General features: G+C 71.7%; 16 protein-coding genes and 1 pseudogene. 10 read left to right on the top strand and 7 right to left on the bottom strand.

All coding sequences use genetic code 11. The annotated features are described in order from the left end of the window. Positions 1-5: 5 nt before the first annotated feature. The 4 genes from DEJ17_RS03650 to DEJ17_RS03635 all read left to right on the top strand — a co-directional run bounded on the left by DEJ17_RS03650 (position 6) and on the right by DEJ17_RS03635 (position 2,813). A complete protein-coding gene (locus DEJ17_RS03650; RefSeq protein WP_110892116.1) occupies positions 6-521 on the top strand; it encodes a hypothetical protein in 516 nt (171 codons plus the stop codon). A gap of 4 nt (positions 522-525) precedes the next feature. Further along, entirely contained in the window at positions 526-1,557 is a 1,032-nt protein-coding gene (locus DEJ17_RS03645) for a YihY/virulence factor BrkB family protein (protein ID WP_110892115.1), read from the top strand. A gap of 61 nt (positions 1,558-1,618) precedes the next feature. Beyond that, positions 1,619-2,107 carry a DedA family protein gene (locus DEJ17_RS03640; RefSeq protein WP_110892114.1) on the top strand — a complete coding sequence of 163 codons (489 nt, stop codon included), beginning with the start codon at positions 1,619-1,621 and terminating at the stop codon, positions 2,105-2,107. 10 nt (positions 2,108-2,117) lie between these two features. Continuing rightward, on the top strand, positions 2,118-2,813 hold the full coding sequence (locus DEJ17_RS03635) for an SDR family oxidoreductase (protein WP_110892113.1): 696 nt from the start codon (positions 2,118-2,120) through the stop codon (positions 2,811-2,813). Between the two features lie 24 nt (positions 2,814-2,837). Here the strand turns inward: DEJ17_RS03635 and DEJ17_RS03630 are convergent, their stop codons facing one another. After that, positions 2,838-4,409, bottom strand: a complete 1,572-nt coding sequence (locus tag DEJ17_RS03630; RefSeq protein ID WP_110892112.1) for an ABC-F family ATP-binding cassette domain-containing protein — start codon at positions 4,407-4,409, stop codon at positions 2,838-2,840. 274 nt (positions 4,410-4,683) lie between these two features. Here DEJ17_RS03630 and DEJ17_RS03625 point away from each other — a divergent pair, with 274 nt between their 5' ends. After that, a complete protein-coding gene (locus tag DEJ17_RS03625) occupies positions 4,684-5,109 on the top strand; it encodes a DUF3151 domain-containing protein (protein ID WP_110892111.1) in 426 nt (141 codons plus the stop codon). Positions 5,110-5,205: 96 nt separating this feature from the next. Here DEJ17_RS03625 and DEJ17_RS03620 read toward each other — a convergent pair whose 3' ends face one another. The 4 genes and pseudogenes from DEJ17_RS03620 to DEJ17_RS03605 form a co-directional block, all read right to left on the bottom strand. Next, positions 5,206-8,250 carry a glycoside hydrolase family 2 TIM barrel-domain containing protein gene (locus DEJ17_RS03620; RefSeq protein WP_110892110.1) on the bottom strand — a complete coding sequence of 1,015 codons (3,045 nt, stop codon included), beginning with the start codon at positions 8,248-8,250 and terminating at the stop codon, positions 5,206-5,208. Further along, positions 8,247-9,182: a carbohydrate ABC transporter permease gene (locus DEJ17_RS03615; RefSeq protein WP_110858716.1), complete on the bottom strand. Its 936-nt coding sequence runs from the start codon at positions 9,180-9,182 to the stop codon at positions 8,247-8,249. Before DEJ17_RS03615 ends, DEJ17_RS03620 begins: the two co-directional genes overlap by 4 nt. A 221-nt stretch (positions 9,183-9,403) precedes the next feature. Next, positions 9,404-10,363, bottom strand: a pseudogene (locus DEJ17_RS03610) (carbohydrate ABC transporter permease); the annotation flags it as partial. Then, entirely contained in the window at positions 10,360-11,718 is a 1,359-nt protein-coding gene (locus DEJ17_RS03605) for an extracellular solute-binding protein (protein ID WP_110892109.1), read from the bottom strand. The gene DEJ17_RS03605 and the pseudogene DEJ17_RS03610, both read right to left, overlap by 4 nt. Positions 11,719-11,926: 208 nt before the next feature. Between DEJ17_RS03605 and DEJ17_RS03600 the strand changes: the two genes are divergently transcribed. The 3 genes from DEJ17_RS03600 (at position 11,927) to DEJ17_RS03590 (ending at position 14,369) form a co-directional block, all read left to right on the top strand. Then, the gene (locus tag DEJ17_RS03600) at positions 11,927-12,268 is read left to right on the top strand and encodes a hypothetical protein (RefSeq protein WP_110892108.1); all 342 of its coding nucleotides are present in this window, start codon (positions 11,927-11,929) and stop codon (positions 12,266-12,268) included. Further along, complete coding sequence (locus tag DEJ17_RS03595) at positions 12,249-13,415, top strand: Vms1/Ankzf1 family peptidyl-tRNA hydrolase (RefSeq protein ID WP_110892107.1); 1,167 nt, start codon at positions 12,249-12,251, stop codon at positions 13,413-13,415. Before DEJ17_RS03600 ends, DEJ17_RS03595 begins: the two co-directional genes overlap by 20 nt. A 111-nt stretch (positions 13,416-13,526) precedes the next feature. After that, the gene (locus tag DEJ17_RS03590) at positions 13,527-14,369 is read left to right on the top strand and encodes a formate/nitrite transporter family protein (RefSeq protein WP_110892106.1); all 843 of its coding nucleotides are present in this window, start codon (positions 13,527-13,529) and stop codon (positions 14,367-14,369) included. 26 nt (positions 14,370-14,395) lie between these two features. Here the strand turns inward: DEJ17_RS03590 and DEJ17_RS03585 are convergent, their stop codons facing one another. After that, positions 14,396-15,616 (bottom strand): MFS transporter, encoded by a 1,221-nt coding sequence (locus tag DEJ17_RS03585; protein WP_110892105.1) that lies wholly within the window; start codon positions 15,614-15,616, stop codon positions 14,396-14,398. Between the two features lie 98 nt (positions 15,617-15,714). Here DEJ17_RS03585 and DEJ17_RS03580 point away from each other — a divergent pair, with 98 nt between their 5' ends. Further along, the gene (locus DEJ17_RS03580) at positions 15,715-16,416 is read left to right on the top strand and encodes a GntR family transcriptional regulator (protein WP_232536575.1); all 702 of its coding nucleotides are present in this window, start codon (positions 15,715-15,717) and stop codon (positions 16,414-16,416) included. Between the two features lie 67 nt (positions 16,417-16,483). On the opposite strand, the gene DEJ17_RS17660 is transcribed toward DEJ17_RS03580, so the two are convergent. Next, positions 16,484-16,633: a hypothetical protein gene (locus DEJ17_RS17660; protein ID WP_155896754.1), complete on the bottom strand. Its 150-nt coding sequence runs from the start codon at positions 16,631-16,633 to the stop codon at positions 16,484-16,486. Positions 16,634-16,861: 228 nt separating this feature from the next. Between DEJ17_RS17660 and DEJ17_RS03575 the strand changes: the two genes are divergently transcribed. Then, positions 16,862-17,962, top strand: a complete 1,101-nt coding sequence (locus tag DEJ17_RS03575) for a LacI family DNA-binding transcriptional regulator (RefSeq protein WP_110892104.1) — start codon at positions 16,862-16,864, stop codon at positions 17,960-17,962. The last annotated feature ends 52 nt before the right edge of the window (positions 17,963-18,014 follow it).

The raw sequence follows: 18,014 nt of genomic DNA, 5'->3' as shown, positions 1-18,014 counted from the left end.
GGGGAATGGCCAAGGACAGTCTGCCCGAGCTCGAACTCGCCAACGCGCGCACTCGCGAGGGCATCACGGACACCGTGACGGAACTGAAGCGGCGCGCGGACCTGCCCGCCCGGACGCGGCTCGCGGTCGCCAAGACGAAGCAGCGGTGGCACCGTGACCCCACACCCCTGGTGGCGATGGGCATCACCGGACTGACCGGTGTCGCGGCGATCGTCCTCGGCATCGCACTGCGGAACCGCCCGGCGGGGCACCTCGCCGACCCGCCGGCGAACTCGGCCTTCACCGCGTTGCTGCCGTTCGGCGCGCGCGGCGACGCTCCGTCGGCGAAGGAACAGGCACAGGGCGGTCGGAAGGGCAAGAAGGCGCGGGCCAAGGCCGCCGAGGAGGCCCTCGAGCAGGACCCGGCGCACCGCGCCCGCGTGAAGCAGCAGGTCGGCATCGCGGCGGTGCAGCGACGGGCGAACAAGAACCGCAAGCAGGCGGTCAAGCGGTCGAAGCAGGCCGTGAAGGCGAGAGGGTAGTCACATGGCGCACGAAGAGCAGAAGCCGGACCCGGACGACGCCCGGAAGCCGGACAGCCCCACCGACCTCAAGAAGCCGACGCTCGTCTACACGCTCAAGAAGACGCTGCGCGAGTTCACGAGCGACCAGTGCACCGACCTGGCCGCGAGCCTGACGTACTACTCGGTGCTCGCGCTGTTCCCCGGGCTGCTGGCGGTCGTGTCGCTGCTCGGCCTGGTCGGACAGGCCGACAACACGATCAAGACCCTGCTGCAGATCATCGGCAACATCGGGTCCGACCAGGTCGTGGACCTGATCAAGGAGCCGCTCGAGGGACTCGTCCGCTCGCCCGCCGCCCCCATCACGTTCATCGTCGGTGTCGTCGGCGCCCTCTGGTCGGCATCCGGCTACGTCGGCGCGTTCGGCCGTGCCATGAACCGGATCTACAACGTCCGCGAGGGCCGCCCGATCTGGAAGCTCCGCCCGACCATGCTCGGCGTGACCGTCACCACCGTGATCCTGCTCGTGATCGGTCTGCTGGTCCTGGTGAGCGCTCCGCTCGCCCGCAGCTTCGGCGACGTCATCGGCCTCGGCGACGTGGCCGTCACCGTCCTGTCGATCGTGCAGTGGCCGATCCTGCTCGTCATCGCGATCATCGTCGTCGCGGTGCTCTACTACTGGTCGCCGAACGTCAAGCAGCCGAAGTTCACCTGGGTCAGCGGTGGATCGATCCTCGCCCTGCTCATCTGGATCATCGCGAGCGTCGGCTTCGGGTTCTACGTCGGGAACTTCTCGAACTACAACGCCACGTACGGCTCCCTGGGTGGGGTCATCGTGTTCCTGCTGTGGATCTGGATCACGAACAACGCCCTGCTCTTCGGTGCCGAGTTCGACGCCGAGATCGAGCGGGGCCGCGAGCTGCAGGCCGGCATCCGTGCGGAGGAGGACATCCAGCTCCCCGAGCGCGACACCCGCCAGATCGAGAAGCAGGACGAGAAGCGGGCGCAGGACGTGCTCGAGGGCATCCGCATCCGCCAGAACGTCGACAACGACTGAGCCTCGCTCGTCCGCCCGGCGCTGACGGGCGCTCTCCGGGTCGGGACGCTACGGTGCGACCGTGCCGTCCTTCCTCGAGGGGCTCCCGTTCTGGTGGCTCGTCCTCGCGCTCTTCGTGATCGTGTTCTGCCGCGCGCAGGCGACGTACTGGCTCGCGCGGCTCGCGGTGACGGGTGCGTCCCGATCGCGGTGGGGCGGTTGGCTGCGCTCGCCGGCGGTCCGTCGCGGTTCGGCACTGCTCGAGCGCTGGGGGTTGCCCGTCGTGACGGTGAGCTTCGTCGTGGTCGGCCTGCAGACGGTGATGAACGCCGCAGCGGGGCTGGCACGGGTCGCCTGGTGGCGGTACACGATCGCGATGGTGCCCGGGTGCGTGGCGTGGGCGTTCCTGTACGCGACGGTCGGGCTCGCCGTGTTCTGGGCGGTCGTCGCCGCGTTGGCCGGATCGCCGTGGGGCATCGCGGCGCTCGTGGGTCTGGTGGTCGTCGCCGGCGTCGCGCTGACGGTCCTGCGTCGTCGCCATCGCACAGGAGGCCCGGCCCGGCTTCCGTAGGCTGGCCCACGTGACGACTTCCCTGACTCCAGATCGTCCGGTCGCCCTGGTGACCGGAGCCACCCGCGGCATCGGCCGCGCGATCGCCGCCGACCTCGGTCGCACCCACCACGTGCTCGTGGGCGGCCGGTCCGCCAGCGCCGTGGACGCCCTCGTCCAGGGGCTGCCGAGCGCGGCGCCGTTCGTCGGTGACCTGGGCGCGGGCGAGGTCCCGGCGCTGCCGGATCGGCTCGACGTGCTCGTGCACTCGGCCGGTGTCGAGCAGGGCAGCACCGTCGCCGACACCCCGCGCGCGGTGTGGGAGCAGGTCTTCGCGACGAACCTGTTCGCGGTCGCCGAGCTCACCCGGCTGGCGCTGCCGGCACTGCGGGCGGCCCGGGGCATCGTCGTGCCGATCAACAGCGGCTCGGGGTTCCACTCGGGCCCCGGCGGTGGCGTGTACGCGGCGTCGAAGTTCGCGCTGCGGGCCTTCGCCGACGCCCTGCGTGAAGAGGAGCGGGCGAACGGCGTGCGGGTGTCGAGCGTGCACCCGGGCCGGACTGACTCGGACATGCAGCGGCAGCTCGTGGCGAAGCTCGGTGAGTCCTACGACACCGACTACTACCTGGCGCCCGAGGACGTGGCCGCCGCGGTCCGCACCGTCGTCGACCTGCCCGAGCGCGGCACCGTCGAGTCGCTCGCGATCCGGCCGACCCGACGGCGCTGACGCGCTGACTGCGACGACTCCCGACTACCGCAGCTCGATCCGTTCGTCGAGCTCGAGCCGTTCCAGGAACGTCTCGTCGTGGCTCACCACGACGAGTGCTCCCCGGTAGGCCCGCAGCGCGTCGACGAGCTGGTCGACGCTCGTCAGGTCGAGGTCGTTCGTCGGCTCGTCGAGCACGAGCAGCTGCGGGGGCGGGTCGGCGAGCACCAGGGCCGCCAGCGCCACCCGGAACCGCTCCCCGCCGGACAGGTCCCCGGCCGGGCGGTCGACGGTGTCCCCGCGCACCAGGAACTTCGCCAGCCGGTTGCGGACCTCGGCGACGGGCACGTGCGGGGCGTCCCGGCGGACGTTGTCGAGCACCGTGGCGGTGTCGTCCAGGCTGTCCTTCCGCTGCGGCAAGTACGCGATCCGGTCGACGTGGGCGACGGCCACGGTGTCGGGCAACGGGTGCTCCCGGGCGGCTGGATCGCCGACGAGCTGCTCGAGCAGGGTGGACTTGCCGACGCCGTTGTCCCCGGTGACGGCGATCCGTTCCGGCCCCTGCACGACGACGTCCCGTCCGCGGACGGTCAGGGTGGCGATCCGACGCGATGCCGGCACCTCCGGGTCGGGCAGGGTGACGTGGATCGACTCGTCGTCACGCAGGCGGAGCTCGGCCGCGCGGACCGTCGCCAGCGCCTGCTGTTCGGCCGACCCGTGCGCGACCCGGAGGCGTCCCGCGGTCTCCTGGGCCTTCTTCCGCTGTTCGTTGGCCAGGATCTTCGGCATCGACCGGCCGGCTTCGGCACCGGCCTTCGCGCGTCGGGCGATCTTCGTCTCGGCCTCGATGCGCTGCCGCTTCTCGGTGCGGTGTCGCTGCTCGGCGACCCGGACCTCGCGCTCGACGGCTGCCTGCTGCACGGCGAGGTGCCCCTCGAACGCGCTGAAGGTCCCGCCGAACACCGTCATTGCCCCGGCGCGGAGCTCCACGGTCTCGTCGACGTGCTCGAGGAGTTCCCGGTCGTGGCTGACGAGCACGAGGGTGCCGCGCCAGTCGTCGACCAGGTCGAGGAGCAGCCCGCGGGCCCGGCGGTCCAGGTTGTTCGTCGGCTCGTCCAGGAACACGATCGGCCGGGCGCGCAACCGCACCCCGGCGACGGCGGCGAGCACCGACTGCCCGCCGGACAGCGTCGACACCGGCCGGTCGAGGTCGGCGCCGTCGAGCCCGACCCGGTCGAGCACCGCGGCGGCCCGTTCCTCGAGGTCCCAGTCGTCGCCGACCGCTTCCAGGTGCGCGGCGGTGGCGTGGCCGGCCAGGACGGCCCGGAGCGCGGTGAGGGTCGGCCGGACGCCGAGCAGGTCGGCGACGGTGTCGTCGTTCCCGGTCGCGATGCGTTGCGGCAGGTGGTCGACGGGACCCGACGTCGCGATGCTGCCCGACGTGGGGTGGAGCCGGCCGGTCGCGAGCCGGACCAGCGTGGACTTGCCGGCCCCGTTCCTCCCGACCAGGCCGGTCCGGCCACGCCCGAAGGCGGCGGTGAGGTGGTCGAGCGCGACGGTGCCGTCGGGCCAGGCGAAGGTGACGTCGTGCAGGACGACGGACGGACTGGTGGGCATGGGGGTGTCTCCCGGTGTCGATGCTGGGCGCACGACACCGAGGCCACCGCGGTGCGGTGGAGCGCCCGACGGGGCGCGCGATCACGGTGTCAGCGCGTGGGCTGAGCGGTACCGGTGATCGACAGCAATCCGTCTGCTTCCGTCGGGGGACCCCCGTGTCCGCCATCCGTTCCGCCGGTCGGTCTCCCGCCCCGGCGGCCCCGCGATGACGACGAGGTGACCTCCACGGTAATCCCGCGACACGGGCACCCGCAAGGGATGACAGGCTGGGGGCATGCCGGAGAACCTGTTGCCGACCCCGTCGTCGAACCCCGAGACCCTGCTGCCCGCCGAGCCGGAGGTGACCGCCGCGCTCGAGGCAGAGACCCCCGTCGCCAGCGTGGTGGTGTCCTACCCGTCGTCGAGCCTGGCGTGGGCGCTGCTCGCCGACGAGGCGTGGGCGCGCGGCGCGACGCTCGAGTCCTACGCGTACGCCCGCGTCGGGTACCACCGCGGGCTCGACGCCCTGCGCAAGGCCGGCTGGCGCGGTGTCGGTCCGGTGCCGTGGTCGCACGGGCCCAACCGTGGCGTGCTGCGGGCGCTGTTCGCACTGCGCCGCGCGGCCGAGGCGATCAAGGAGCCCGGCGAGGCCGAGCGCCTGACCGACTTCCTGAACGCGAGCGACCCTGAGGCGCTGCGGGCGCTGTCCGCTGGCGCGTAGGTCCTGCACGTAAAACACCGGTGTTCGCACTGCACGCCGCGGGATGCGGGTGTGCAACGTGCGGACACCGGTGTTTTCGAGGGAGCCGATCCCGACCTAGCCCAGCAGCACGCTCCAACTGAACGCCTGCGGCCAGAGCTGGTGCTCCGGCAGCACGTCCAGTCCGCACGCCCGGCTGCCGAGCCCGTGCTGCGCCGCGTCGAGGTACAGGTACAGGTGGTCCGACACGGGCAGCTCGTAGGGGTGCTCGGCGCGGTCGATCTGCTGCGCGGTCCACGGCGACAGGGTGAACCCCGCCCGGTGTGACCCGATCGTCGTCACGGTGAACGGTCCGACGGCCAGCGATCGCAGCGACGGCCGGTGCCCGGTCTCCTGCGGCCGCGAGTACTCCACCCCGAGTGACCGCACCGGCGCGGTGAACCGGCCGACCCGGGCCGCAGCACTCGAATCGGCGTACGACTCCAGCGGTCCGGTCCCGAACCAGCTGGCGTCCGCATCGGCCAGCGACGCGGGCAGGTCGAACCGCACCCCGATCCGCGGCCACGTGACGTCCCAGGCGCCGAACGGCACGGCGTCGGTCTGCAGCACGAGCCCGTCGGACGTCAGGGTCCAGCGGTGCGTGACCTCGAGGCCCCACCCGCTGTTCGCCGCCGCGACGCGGACGCGCTGCTCCAGCCCGGAGGTGGTCCGCGACACCGACACCAGCCGGTGCGTCAGCCGGTCCAGCCCTCGGTCGCGCCAGCGCGACGCCGACGGGGGAGCGGTCGGGTCGCCGACCCCGTGCGTGAGCACCGGGTCCGCGGTCTCGTAGCCGCCCTGAGATGCCAGGCGGTCGTTGTCGGTCGGTGCACGCCAGATCTCCAGGCGGGGCCCGGCGACCTCGTGGCCCTTCCAGGACACCAGGTCACCGCGAGCGTTGAACGCGCCGTCGCCCAGACGGTCGCCGTCCCACCCCTGCCGGGAGGCCCGTGGTGCGTCCGCCGCGCGCGCCGCGACGAGCCGCTGGGTGCGTGCGACGACGTGGCCGGTGTCCGCCCACGCGGTCGGTCCGGCCAGTTCCACGGTCAGGTCGAACCAGAGTTCGTCGCCGGGTGCGAGTTCGGACGTGGCCGCGTCGAGCACCTCCGAGGGCACCGGCACCGTCGCCGACTCACGTGCGGAGACGATGCCCGTGGACAGGCGTCCCGAGGCCTCGACGACGCCGTTCCGCGACAGGGTCCAGCAGAACCGCAGCCCTGCGGTCGAGGCCGAGTGGTACCGGTTCTCGACCAGCACCGTGGTGTCCGAGACCGCCAGGCGGATCGGGGCCACGACGGCGGCGAACTCGGCGAGCCCCGGCGTCGGGGTGTCGTCGGGCAGCACCAGGCCGTCCATCACGAAGTTGCCGTCGTGCACGACCTCGCCGAAGTCCCCGCCGTAGGCGTAGTAGTCCTCGCCCGTGGGCGTCTTCGCGAGCAGGCCGTGGTCCCGCCACTCCCACACGAACCCGCCGTGCAGTCGTGGGTACCGGTCGACCAGGGCCTCGTACTCGGCGATCTGCCCGGGCCCGTTGCCCATCGCGTGCACGTACTCGCAGTGGATGAAGGGCTTCGACTTCTGTCGTGCCGCCTCGGCCGGACCGCAGCCGAGCAGGGGCGTCGGGGTGCCGCCGCCGATCGACTCGGTCTCCTGCAGCGTCGGGTACATCCGCGAGTAGACGTCGGTGTACTCGCCCGTGTAGTCGCCCTCGTAGTGCACGGGGCGCTCGGGGTCGCGGTCGTGCACCCACTGCGACATCGCGGCGAGGTTCCGACCGGTGCCGGACTCGTTGCCGAGCGACCACATCACGATCGAGGCGTGGTTCTTGTCGCGCTCGACGGTGCGGGCGATGCGGTCGAGGTACGCGGCAGCCCACGCCGGGTCGTCGGAGGGGTTGCCGATCCAGTCGGTGAAGAGGAACCCGTGGGTCTCCAGGTCGCACTCCAGGATCACCCAGAAGCCCAGCTCGTCGGCCAGGTCGAGCACGCGCGGGTGCGGCGGGTAGTGCGAGGTCCGGATGGCGTTGACGTTGTTCCGCTTCATGAGCGCCATGTCGGCGCGGGCGTGGTCCTCGTCGAAGACCCGTCCGCGCACGGGGTGGGTCTCGTGCCGGTTCACGCCGTGGAACACCACGCGCTCGCCGTTCACCAGGAACCGGTCGCCGACGATCGACACGGTGCGGAACCCGAGCCGGAGCGAGACGGTCTCCCCGCCAGAGCCGGCGGACGCGCCGGCCGTCGCGGAACCGGTCGACAGCGTCGCGTCGTACAGCTTCGGCAGCTCCGCGCTCCACGGTTCGACGCCCTCGACCTCGATCGGCGCGACGTCGTCCGCCGTGGCCCAGGTCACGTCGACGCCCAGGTCGGGGACCACGAACCGCACCGGGAACACCGCGTCGAGCGTCGGGAACGTGATCGTGCCGGTCCCCGTCTCCGGCCGTCCCGACGCCGCGGTGCCCGCTGAGGCAGCCGTGCCGAGCGTCGCTCGCCAACCGGCCTGGACGAACACGTCGTCGATCGGCGCCGTGGGCCGGGCGAGCAGGGTGACGTCACGGAAGATGCCGGGCAACCACCACTGGTCCTGGTCCTCCAGGTAGGACGCCGCCGACCACTGGTGCACCCGGACCGCGAGCTCGTTCGCTCCCGGGCGCACCAGTTCGGTGACGTCGAACTCGGTCGCCAGGCGGGACCCCGTCGACCACCCCACGAGCGTGCCGTTCAGCCACACCCGGAAGTGCGACTCGACCCCGTCGAACCGCAGCAGCACCCGTCCGGCACCGTCGAACGACGACGGCAGCTCGAACGTGCGGCGGTGGTCACCGGTCGGGTTCTCCTCCGGCGGGTGCGGCGGGTCGATCGGGAACGGGTACTGCAGGTTCGTGTAGCTCGGAGCGCCGTGCCCGTGCAGCACCCAGTGCGACGGCACCGGCAGCTCGCCCCAGGCCGAGTCGTCGTCCTCCCCACCGTCGGTCGCGAAGTCCTCGGAGACCGAGGCGACGGGCGACCACCGGAACCGCCAGTCCCCGTTCAGCGACAGGGACGGGGCGTCGGTGTGCAGCCAGGCACGGGGTGCCAGCCGCGAGTCGGAGCCGGGTGCGGTGGACGAGAGTGCGGAGTGGGTCAACCCTTGACCGATCCTTCCGTGAGGCCTCCGCGCCAGAAGCGCTGGAGGACGATGATGGCGATGACGAGCGGGATGACCGAGACGAGCACCCCGCCGGTGGTGAGCTGGTAGAACTCCGGCAGGCGGTCGACCTGCGAGCGCCAGTTGTTCAGACCCAGTGTTATCGGGTACAGCTTCTGGTCTGCCAGCATGATGAGCGGCAGGAAGAAGTTGTTCCAGATCCCGACCACCTGGAACAGGAACACGGTGACGAGCGCCGGGGTCATCTGCCGGAGCACCACGGTGTGGAAGATCCGCAGTTCACCGGCGCCGTCGATGCGTGCCTGTTCGAGCAGGGTGGTGTCCACCGACGCGGCGGCGTACACCCGGCACAGGAACAGCCCGAACGGCGACACCAGGCTCGGGATGAGCACGCTCCAGTACGTGTCCGTCAGGCCCATCGACGAGAACAGCAGGAACAGCGGCAGTGCCGTCGCGGTCCCCGGCACGAGCACGCCGCCAAGGATCGTGCCGAACACGAACTGGCGCCCCCGGAAGTCGTACTTCGCCAACGCGTACCCGCCGGCCGCGGCGAAGTAGGTCGCCAGGACCGCACCGACGCCGGAGTACAGGACGCTGTTCGCGATCCAGCGGACGAAGATGCCCCCGTCGTACGTGAACACCTGCTGCAGGTTGCTCCAGAGCGCGAACTCGCCGCCGAACCAGAACCCGGGGGTGGAGAACAGTGCCCCCGTGGTCTTCGTCGCGGCGATGATCACCCAGTAGAGCGGGACGAGGAAGTACAGCGCGGCGATGACGAGGATCCCCGTCACGACGATCTGCGACCTGGGGGACCGGTCGAGCTTGCGGCGCTGGTGCGCCGAGATCGACGTGGTGTCCACGGGGACGGCGGACTTCGCCGTGGCCGGCGCTTCGATGGCTTCGCTGGTCATCGGTCAGTCCCTTCGGTGGTCGCGACGCGACCGGCCTGGGCCCCCGGTGGCCGGTTCCGGAGCGTCGCGGAGCTTGCGGAGCGACGTTCCGGCCGTGCCATTGGGGAGAGGCCCGGGTCGGCTTGGGTGGTGACCGTGCTGCCCGCCGCAGCGCGCGTCCGGAGGGCGGTGCGGGCCTCCCGGCCGTCGCGCCGTGCACGCTTGCGCCGGTCGCGTTCGTCCTTGGGTGGCCGGTTCGTCAGCGCGAGGAACGCGAACGACAGGATGAACGCGGCCAGGGCGATGATGACCGCCTGCGCACTCGCGACGCCGTACTCGTTGAACGCGAACGCGTTCGTGTAGGCGGCGTAGTTCGGCGTGTACTCGGTGTCGATCGCGGGGGCGACCGTCGACAGGATCTGCGGCTCCGCGAAGAGCTGCAGCGTGCCGATGATCGAGAACACCGTCGTGAGCACCAGGGCCGGCGCGATGAGCGGGATCTGGATCCGCCACGCCACCTGGAACGCGTTCGCGCCGTCCACCTTCGCGGCCTCGTAGACCTCGCCGGGGATGGACTTCAGCTGGGCCACGATGATGAGCATGTTGTAGCCGGTGTAGGTCCACGTGACGATGTTCGCGATCGACCACAGCACGCTGTTCGCGCCGAGGAAGTCCGGCTGCAGCCCGATCGACTGCAGCCCGGCGACGATCGGTGACAGCCCGGGCACGTACAGGAACGACCACAGGATCGTCGCGATGACACCGGGGACGCCGTACGGCATGAAGTAGATCGCGCGGAAGAAGCCCGGCCAGCGGGCGCTTGCCGACTCGAGCAGCAGCGCGAGGATCGTGCAGGCGACGATCATCACCGGCACCTGCACGATGCCGAAGAGGAGCATGCGCCCGATCGAGGCGACGAAGCCGCTGTCCTGCAGGGCGATCACGTAGTTGTCGAACCCGGCGAAGCGGCCGACCACGCCGTCCTCGCCGAACAGGCCCTCGCGGTCGACGGTGGTGAACGACTGGAACAGGGCGCTGATGATCGGGATGACGAACGTCAGCAGGAACAGGGCCAGGAACGGGGCGAGCAGGATCCACGGGGCACGCTTCTGCGCGCTCGTGGCCTTCGTGCTGGTGCGGAACGCGGGGGTGCCGCCGGCCGGTCGACCGGTGGACCGTGGGGTGGTGGTCTGCTGGGTCATCGTGCCGTCCTGACGCTGAGGCCCTTGTCCTTGAAGGACTGGACGATCTCCCGCTGTGCGAGCTCCACGGCGTCACTGAGCTTCAGGCCCGAGGTGAGCTTGCGGCGGAACTGGTTCTGCAGCGACGTGAAGGCCGACTGGGTCACCGGGGACCACGACCACTCGACGTTCTGCTCCTGGGACGCCGGCACGAAGACGTCCTCGTTGTAGTTCTGGCCGGAGAACCACTTCGACGGCTTCTCGCGCTGCGCCCCGATGTAGTCGACGGCGGGCGACCAGCCGATGCCGCAGTACTTGATCATCGCGTCGATGCCCGCCTTCGAGGTGGTCATCCACGTGATGAACTCGAGCGCCTCCTTCGGGTGCTTCGCGTTCGCCAGGACCGCGGCGGTCGAACCGCCGATGGCGCTCGAGCCGAAGCCGTCGGCGCCCCACTTCTGCATCGGGGCGACCTTCCACTTGCCCTCGCCGCCCTGCACCGACTCGATCAGCGCGTCACCCCAGCTGGCGCTCGTGACCGCGGCGATCTTGCCGCTCGCAGCCGCGGCGTACCACCCGGGGGAGTACGCGCCGGCACTCGTGTCGACGAGCTTGTCGTCGATGACCCCGTCGAAGAAGTCCGCGACCATCAGCGTCTTGTCGTCGGTCATGTCGACGACCCACTCGTCGCCGTCGACCTTGAACCAGCGCGCGCCGGCCTGCTGCGCGTACGCGGCGAACGGCGACGCGTCGGCGACCGGGAACACCTCGAGGTAGTTCTGCTTGCCGGTGCTCCGGACCTTGTCGGCCAGGTCGCGCCACTCGTCCCACGTCGTCGGGGGTTCGCCGCCGGCCTGCTCCAGGATCGCGGTCTGGTAGTAGAAGCCCATCGGGCCGGTGTCCTGCGGGATGCCGTAGATGCCGTCGACGAACGACACCTGCGCCCACGCGGCCTCGTCGTACTTGGACTCGAAGTCCTTCGCGCCGTACCGGGCCAGGTCGACCAGGCCGTTCGCGAGCATGAACTCGGGGATCTGACGGAGCTCGACCTGCCCGATGTCCGGGCCGCCGCCGGCTGCGAGCGCGGAGTACATCTTCTGGTACCCGCCGCTGTTGCCGCCGGGGATCCAGTTCGCGGTCACCTGGATCTTCGGGTGTGTCTCGTTCCAGACGTCGCAGACCTTCTGCAGGTCCTTGAGCCAGGCCCAGTAGGTGAGCTGGACGGTCTCACCCGAGGCCGCGGCGGGCACGAGGGCCGCCTTGTTGACGTTGGTCGAGCCCGGGACCGCGCAGCCGGCGAGGAGTCCCGCCGCCGCGGTGCCGAGGCCGAAGCCCAACAGGTGTCGTCTCGTGATGGGTCGTGGTCGTGGCGCCATTGCCGCACTCCGTTCGTCGTTGATCGGGGTTGTCCACACCCAACCACAGAACCGAATGCCGTTGTGGTTTCGTGACCGTACCGACACTGCGCGTTCCCGGCGCACCTTGGAACGGCCCCAGGCCCAGGCGCGGACGGTGGGGTCACAGAGCAGACACCGACGCCCCGGACGGCGAAGGCCGCCGGTGGCACGACCGGGAGGAGAAGCGATGACCGAACGCGGGAACACCACCCATCGCCCCGAACTCGACGAGCAGCTCGCGCACGAGGCGCAGAGCATCGTCCAGGGGCACGGCAGCAACGCCCACGTCGAGGAGTTCCGGCAGTCCGAGCCGGTCCCCGACGACACCGATGACCCGGAGACCCTCGCCGCGTCGGGCTACGACGGCGAGCTCGAGGGCGAACTGCAGGACGACACCACCGACGTCCTGCCCGAGGACGACGCCGACCGTGCCGACCCCCTGCCGACCGGCGAGGGCGACGGGGCCGACGCGACCGTCTACCGCACCGAGACCGGGGAGGGCAGCGCCGATGGCTCTGACGCAGAATGACGCACCACACCTGCAGTCCGGGATCGCGGAGCGACTGAAGCGCGGGGGCACCTGGACGTGGGCCTACGTCGACGCCTCGGGCGACCGTGAGGACCCCCAGCACCTCGCCGCCCTGCAGCGCCGGAAGGCCGAGGACGTGCTGCGGTCGGCCGGGGCGGACGCCGACGTCATCGACACGGTGATGGCCGAGCTCGAGGAGACACCCGGGGTGCCGGCGCCCGTCAGCCGGTACGTGCTCGTCCACGACGGTGAACTCGTGCTCAGCGAGGTCCTGCCCGGGGCGATGCACGCGCCGACCTCGATCGGCCACGACCCCGTGCCCGACCTGCTGCCGCTCCTGGCGCACCGGCCGCTCGACCTGCCGTTCCTGGTCGTGGAGGTCGGTCGCGAGGGCGGTGGCTACCGCGCCTACCGTCTGGGTCACGCCGACGTGCCGGACCGTCGCGACGAGCAGCGCGTGCAGGGCCGCACCGACACGCTCCACAAGTTCCAGGGCGGCGGCTGGTCGCACCTGCGGTGGCAGCACCACACCGAGGAGATCTGGCGCGACAACCAGAACGAGGTCGCCACGGCCGTCGACGAGGCGTTCCGGCGGCTGCAGCCGAAGCTCATCGTGGTCGCGGGGGACATCCGCGCACGGGGGCTCCTGCTCGACCAGTTGTCCACCGAGGCGCGCGCAGTCGTCTCCGAGGTCCCGGTCGACACCCGGGCGTCGGACGCGTCGGAGACCGCGCTCGTCGAGCACGTCGACATCGCGCTCGCCCGGGTCATCGCGACCCGCCGGCACGACTTCGAGGACCTGCTCCGGACCCACGTCGGCCGGGGGGACAACCAGACGGTCGCCGGCATCGGTTCCGTCGTGGAGGCGCTGCAGCAGGCGCAGGCATCGGTCGTGGCGATCGACGCCGCTGCGATCGGCGACCGCACGCTGCTCGCGCTCGGCGCGGTGCCGTGGGTCGCCACGGCACCCGAGCAGGCGGCGGACGCACCGGTCATCGGGCCGGTCCCCGCCGTCTGCGCGCTCGTCCGGGCGGTCGCCCTCACCGACGCGGAACTGCTGCTCGTGAACGCCGCGTCGCTGCCGAACGGCGCACCCGCCGCGGCGTTGCTGCGCTGGCCGGTGGGACCGGCGGTGCCGGCCGCCTGAGCGGTGACCGAACGACGGACAGGAGGCGCGGTGCCAGCCGGTTCCGGGCCTCCTGTCCGTCTCCACGCGATCCTGCGGGCCGCGACGACGGCCGCGTATAGCGTCCCGGCCATGACCGACGACCGTCGACGCGAGCTGGGCACCAGTGACGCACCCGTGGAGGACGAACTCGCCGAGTCCTTCGACGCGACCATCGAGGAGGGCGCTGAGCGGCTGCAGCGGACGACCCGGGCGATCCTCGTCACGGGGTTCTTCGGCGGCCTCGAGGTCGGTCTCGGGGTCATGGCCTACCTCGCGGTGCTCACCGAGACCGACAGCCACCTGCTCGCCGGGCTGGCCTTCGGCATCGGCTTCATCGCGCTGCACCTCGCGCACAGCGAACTCTTCACCGAGAACTTCCTGATGCCCGTCGCGGCCGTGGTCGCGCGCGAGGGGACCGTGCTGCAGCTCGTGCGACTGTGGGGCGGCACCCTCGTGGCGAACCTGGCCGGGGGATGGTTGTTCATGTGGCTCGTCGTCCAGGCGTTCCCGCAGTGGCACGCCACGCTGTCCGAGTCGGCGCACCACTACGTCGATGCGCCGTTCGGACTGCAGAGCATCGTGCTGGCGGTCCTCGGCGGCAGCACCATCACCCTGATGACGCGGATGCAGCAGGGCACCGACTCGGACCCCGCGAAGCTCGTCGCCGCGGTCGCCGGAGGGTTCCTGCTTGCCGGGCTGCAGCTCTTCCACTCGATCCTCGACTCACTGCTCGTCTTCGGGGCGATCCAGGCCGGCGTGGACATCACCTACGGGCAGTGGCTCGGGTGGTTCGGCTACACCCTGCTGTTCAACGTCCTCGGTGGGCTGGTGCTCGTGACGGCGCTGCGGTTGCTCCGGACGAAGGAACTCATGCAGGACCGCCGCCGGGACTCCCAGGACGACCCCGAGCGCGCCGACCACGAACAGGGCTGACACCGGGGGGACGGGATCGCTCCCGTTCAGTCGTGCGAGCGGTCGCTCCGGGGCACCAGGGGCACCGCCAGCAGCGGGAGCACGGCGACGATGCCGAACGACGCCGCGAAGCCGAGCGCGCCGACCAGCGCGCCGATGCCCGGACCGACGGCGCTCGCCGCGATGAACTGCCCGGTGTTCTGCGCCCCGAGCGCCCGGCCCGACCAGAACGGACCTGCCGCCTCGGCGACCGACGTGTAGGCGAGCCCGTTGTCGGCGACCGTCACGCTCGTCGCGAGCACCAGGAACACCGCAGCCCCGGCTAGGTGCGTCGCGTCGACGACCGCGAGCACCACCATCACCACCGCGGCGCTGACGGCGACGATCCGGAGCGGCCCGACGCGCGATCCGGCCCGGTCGCTCCACCCTCCGACCAGGATCCGGCCGATCGCGCCGACGAACTGCGCGGCGCCGACCAGCAGCCCGGCCGCCGGTGTCGACCAGCCGAGGCCCACGAGCCAGACGAGCCCGTACGTCGACAGGGTGAACTGCGGCACCACGAGCAGGACCGACACCGCGTGCACCCGCCACACGAAGCCGCTCGACCGGTAGGGGTTCGCGGTCGCCGTCGTCGCCGTCGTCGCCACCGTGGCCCGGGCAGGGCGTGGCGGATCGGTGATCCCGATCGCGCAGCAGGCGGCGAGCACCGCGCACAGCAGGATCGGCAGGACCAGGGCCGCGCGGATCCCCGAGCCCTCGGCGAGCTGCGGCACCGTGACCGCCGCGAGCGTCACCCCGAGCGGCTGCGACATCTGTCGGATGCCCATCGCGAGTCCCCGACGCTCCTTCGGGAACCACCCCACCACGACCCGACCGCTCGCGGCGTTCGTCGAGGCACTCGTCATGCCGCCGGCCAGGAACGCCAACCCGAGCAGCACCGGGTCACCTGCAGTCAGCCAGGCGGCGACCACGGCGAGCGTGGTGAGCACGAGGCCGCCGGCGATGACGACGCGCTCGCCGAACCGGTCGGTGACCGCGCCCCAGGCGATGAGTGTCAGGACCATGCCGAAGGTCGGAGCGGCGGCGAGGACCCCGGCGACCGGCAGGGACGTGCCACGGCCGAGCAGGTGGGGGATGAGGAGCGCCGGCGCGGACACGACGAGCGTCCCGGCCGCCTGGGCCGCGACCCCGAGGGTGAGCATCGTCCAGGCGCGGGCGGAGACAGGCGGCGTCGTGGTGGTTCGCTGCGGAGCGTCGGTCCTGGGCATGGGTCGTCTCGGCCGTTCGTCGTCGTTCCATCGCGGAACGGTTTGGTATACCAGAACGGTATACCATTCCCGCCGTCACGCCGCTAGGCTTGTCCGCCGTGACCGACACGACCGACGCCGCGCCCGTGTCGCAGACGGCCCAGCTCTACGACAACCTGCGCGCAGCCATCCTGACCCTCGACATCGCACCGGGGGAGCGCATCTCGGAGCGGGGTCTCGAGGCACGGTTCCACGCCTCGCGCACGCCGGTCCGAGCCGCACTGTCGCGGCTCGAGCGCGAGGGGCTCATCCTGCACGAGGGTCGTTCGTGGACGGTCACGCCGATCGACCTCGACGAGATCGCCTCGCTCGCCGAGCTCCGCGGCATCCTCGAGCCCGCTGCCGTGCGGCTGGCCGTCCAGCGCGCAACCCCCGAGCAGCTCGCCGAGGTCCGCGGGCACCTCGACGCACTCCGTCCCACACCCGACCAGCAGGCCGGCATCCGGATGGGGTCGACGTTCCACCTCGACCTCGCCGCACTCGGCGGCAACCGGTTCGTCACCGACGCCATCGCCGACGCCCTGACGCGACTCGAGCGCACGCGGTGGATCGAGGTCCGCACCCCCGAGGCGCGCGACGCCGCGTGGGACGAGCACAGCGCCATCATCGACGCCGTACGCGACGGCGACGCGGACCGCGCAGCGGAACTCGTGGCCGCCCACGTGGCCGGCACGAACGACCGGCTGCTGAGCTGGATCGCGCAGGAACGTCGACGCCTGCGCGGAGCCGGCATGACGATCGTGGGCGCGACCGAGCGCTGAGGTGAGCGGTCTGTCGAGCGCTGCCCGGGCCTCCTGGCCATGTCCGGGAGAGCCCGGGCGCGAGCCGCTAGCGCAGGTCGGTCGTCTCCTGCGGTGCGTCGAGATCGTCGAACGTCCGGATCGAATCCGTGCGTTCGAGCAGCGCGTCGCGCACCTCGGCCTCGTCGTGGCTCGCGCGGAGTGCGAGCTTGCTCCCGGAACGTGTCGACTGTGACATGTCGTGTCCTTCCCCTGCGTGTGGGCAACCTGATCGGTGCGGGCACACGGCCCGCTGGTGCGCTTCCTCACGGGACGTACTGAGGTCGGATCAGTGTCGCGCGAGCGGTGCCGTCCCGCAAGCGTTTCCAGCGTCGTGTGGAGAACTCCCGACGCGGGCCGTGCCTAGGATGGTCCGGCCGCACAGCGCGAGGCGCGGCACCAGCGGACGTCGGACGGGAGGCACGGGTTGGCCGACCAGCGCACCGCACCTCCCACGGTCTACGACGTCGCGTCCGCAGCCGGCGTCTCCATCGCCACCGTCTCGCGCGTGCTCCGCACGCCCGACGCCGTCCGTGAGGGCACCCGGGACCGCGTGCAGGCGGCGATCCGGAGCCTCGGGTACGTCCCGTCCGGCAACGCCCGAGCCCTCGCCGGCAAGCGCACCGGCGTCGTCGGACTGCTGCTGCCAGGGTTCGACGTGGTGCCCGACGAGCGGCCGGACCTGGTCACCGACGGCGGCGTCCGCGTGGTCGACGACCGGCGGCACGTGACGCAGCCGTTCTCGTCCAACCTGTACTTCGACGAGGTCCTGCGCGGTGCCGAGACCGAGGCCTGGCAGCGGGGGCTGGCGCTCATGGTCGCCGCCGGGCGGGGGTCGTCGCGCGACGTCATCGTGAACGACGTCGCCGGCCGGGTCGACGGGCTCGCCGTGCTGGCGCAGACCGTGCCCGACGACCTGCTCGAGCACGTCGCCCGACGCATCCCGGTGGTGGTGCTCGCCGACGACCGGCGCTCGCACGGGTTCGACTCGGTGAGCGTGGACAACGCCGCGGGCATGCGGACCCTGGCGTCGCACGTGATCGGGCGCCTGGGCATCCGGTCCCTCGCGTACGTCGCGGGGCCGATCGACTCGCCGGACGACATGGAGCGCTCGGCGGGGTTCCGGGCGGCGTTGGCCGACCACGGGGTGCCCGCCTCGTCGGTGCGCATCGTGCACGGCGACTTCGGGCGGGCGCGGGCTCGTGAGCTCGCTGGGTCGCTCCTGTCCGAGGGCGTGCCGCGCGCCGTCGTCTGCTCGAACGACCAGTCCGCGCTCGGGGTGCTCGACGCCGCCGCTGCCCGGGGGCTCCGCGTGCCCGAGGACCTCGTCGTGACCGGGTTCGACGGGATCGACGCCGGCCGGTTCTCGTCGCCACGCCTGACGACCGTGCACCAGCCGATGGGGGCGCTCGGGCGTGCTGCCGTGCTGGCGATCGTGGACCGGCTCGAGCGCCGCGAAGGGCCACCGCGCGCCGTGCGCCTGCCCGTCGAGGTGCTGCTGCGCGAGAGCTGCCCGCCCGCGCTGTAGGCGTGCCCCCGGTTCGCACCGTGCGGCCTTGCACCAGCTGGCGCGCCTCGCA

The sequence above is a fragment of the Curtobacterium sp. MCSS17_011 genome (assembly GCF_003224275.1).
GTDB lineage: Bacteria > Actinomycetota > Actinomycetes > Actinomycetales > Microbacteriaceae > Curtobacterium.
Note: the sequence above shows the minus strand (reverse complement) of the source record. Positions and strands in the feature narration are given on the sequence as shown.

Bases quoted from the DNA above. Each gene is read 5' to 3' on its own strand.
- DEJ17_RS03615 (WP_110858716.1), bottom strand. From the start codon at position 9,182: ATGACCAGCGAAGCCATCGAAGCGCCGGCCACGGCGAAGTCCGCCGTC.
- DEJ17_RS03650 (WP_110892116.1), top strand. From the start codon at position 6: ATGGCCAAGGACAGTCTGCCCGAGCTCGAACTCGCCAACGCGCGCACT.
- DEJ17_RS17660 (WP_155896754.1), bottom strand. From the start codon at position 16,633: ATGTCACAGTCGACACGTTCCGGGAGCAAGCTCGCACTCCGCGCGAGC.
- DEJ17_RS03600 (WP_110892108.1), top strand. From the start codon at position 11,927: ATGACCGAACGCGGGAACACCACCCATCGCCCCGAACTCGACGAGCAG.
- DEJ17_RS03585 (WP_110892105.1), bottom strand. From the start codon at position 15,616: ATGCCCAGGACCGACGCTCCGCAGCGAACCACCACGACGCCGCCTGTC.
- DEJ17_RS03590 (WP_110892106.1), top strand. From the start codon at position 13,527: ATGACCGACGACCGTCGACGCGAGCTGGGCACCAGTGACGCACCCGTG.
- DEJ17_RS03595 (WP_110892107.1), top strand. From the start codon at position 12,249: ATGGCTCTGACGCAGAATGACGCACCACACCTGCAGTCCGGGATCGCG.
- DEJ17_RS03625 (WP_110892111.1), top strand. From the start codon at position 4,684: ATGCCGGAGAACCTGTTGCCGACCCCGTCGTCGAACCCCGAGACCCTG.
- DEJ17_RS03645 (WP_110892115.1), top strand. From the start codon at position 526: ATGGCGCACGAAGAGCAGAAGCCGGACCCGGACGACGCCCGGAAGCCG.
- DEJ17_RS03605 (WP_110892109.1), bottom strand. From the start codon at position 11,718: ATGGCGCCACGACCACGACCCATCACGAGACGACACCTGTTGGGCTTC.
- DEJ17_RS03630 (WP_110892112.1), bottom strand. From the start codon at position 4,409: ATGCCCACCAGTCCGTCCGTCGTCCTGCACGACGTCACCTTCGCCTGG.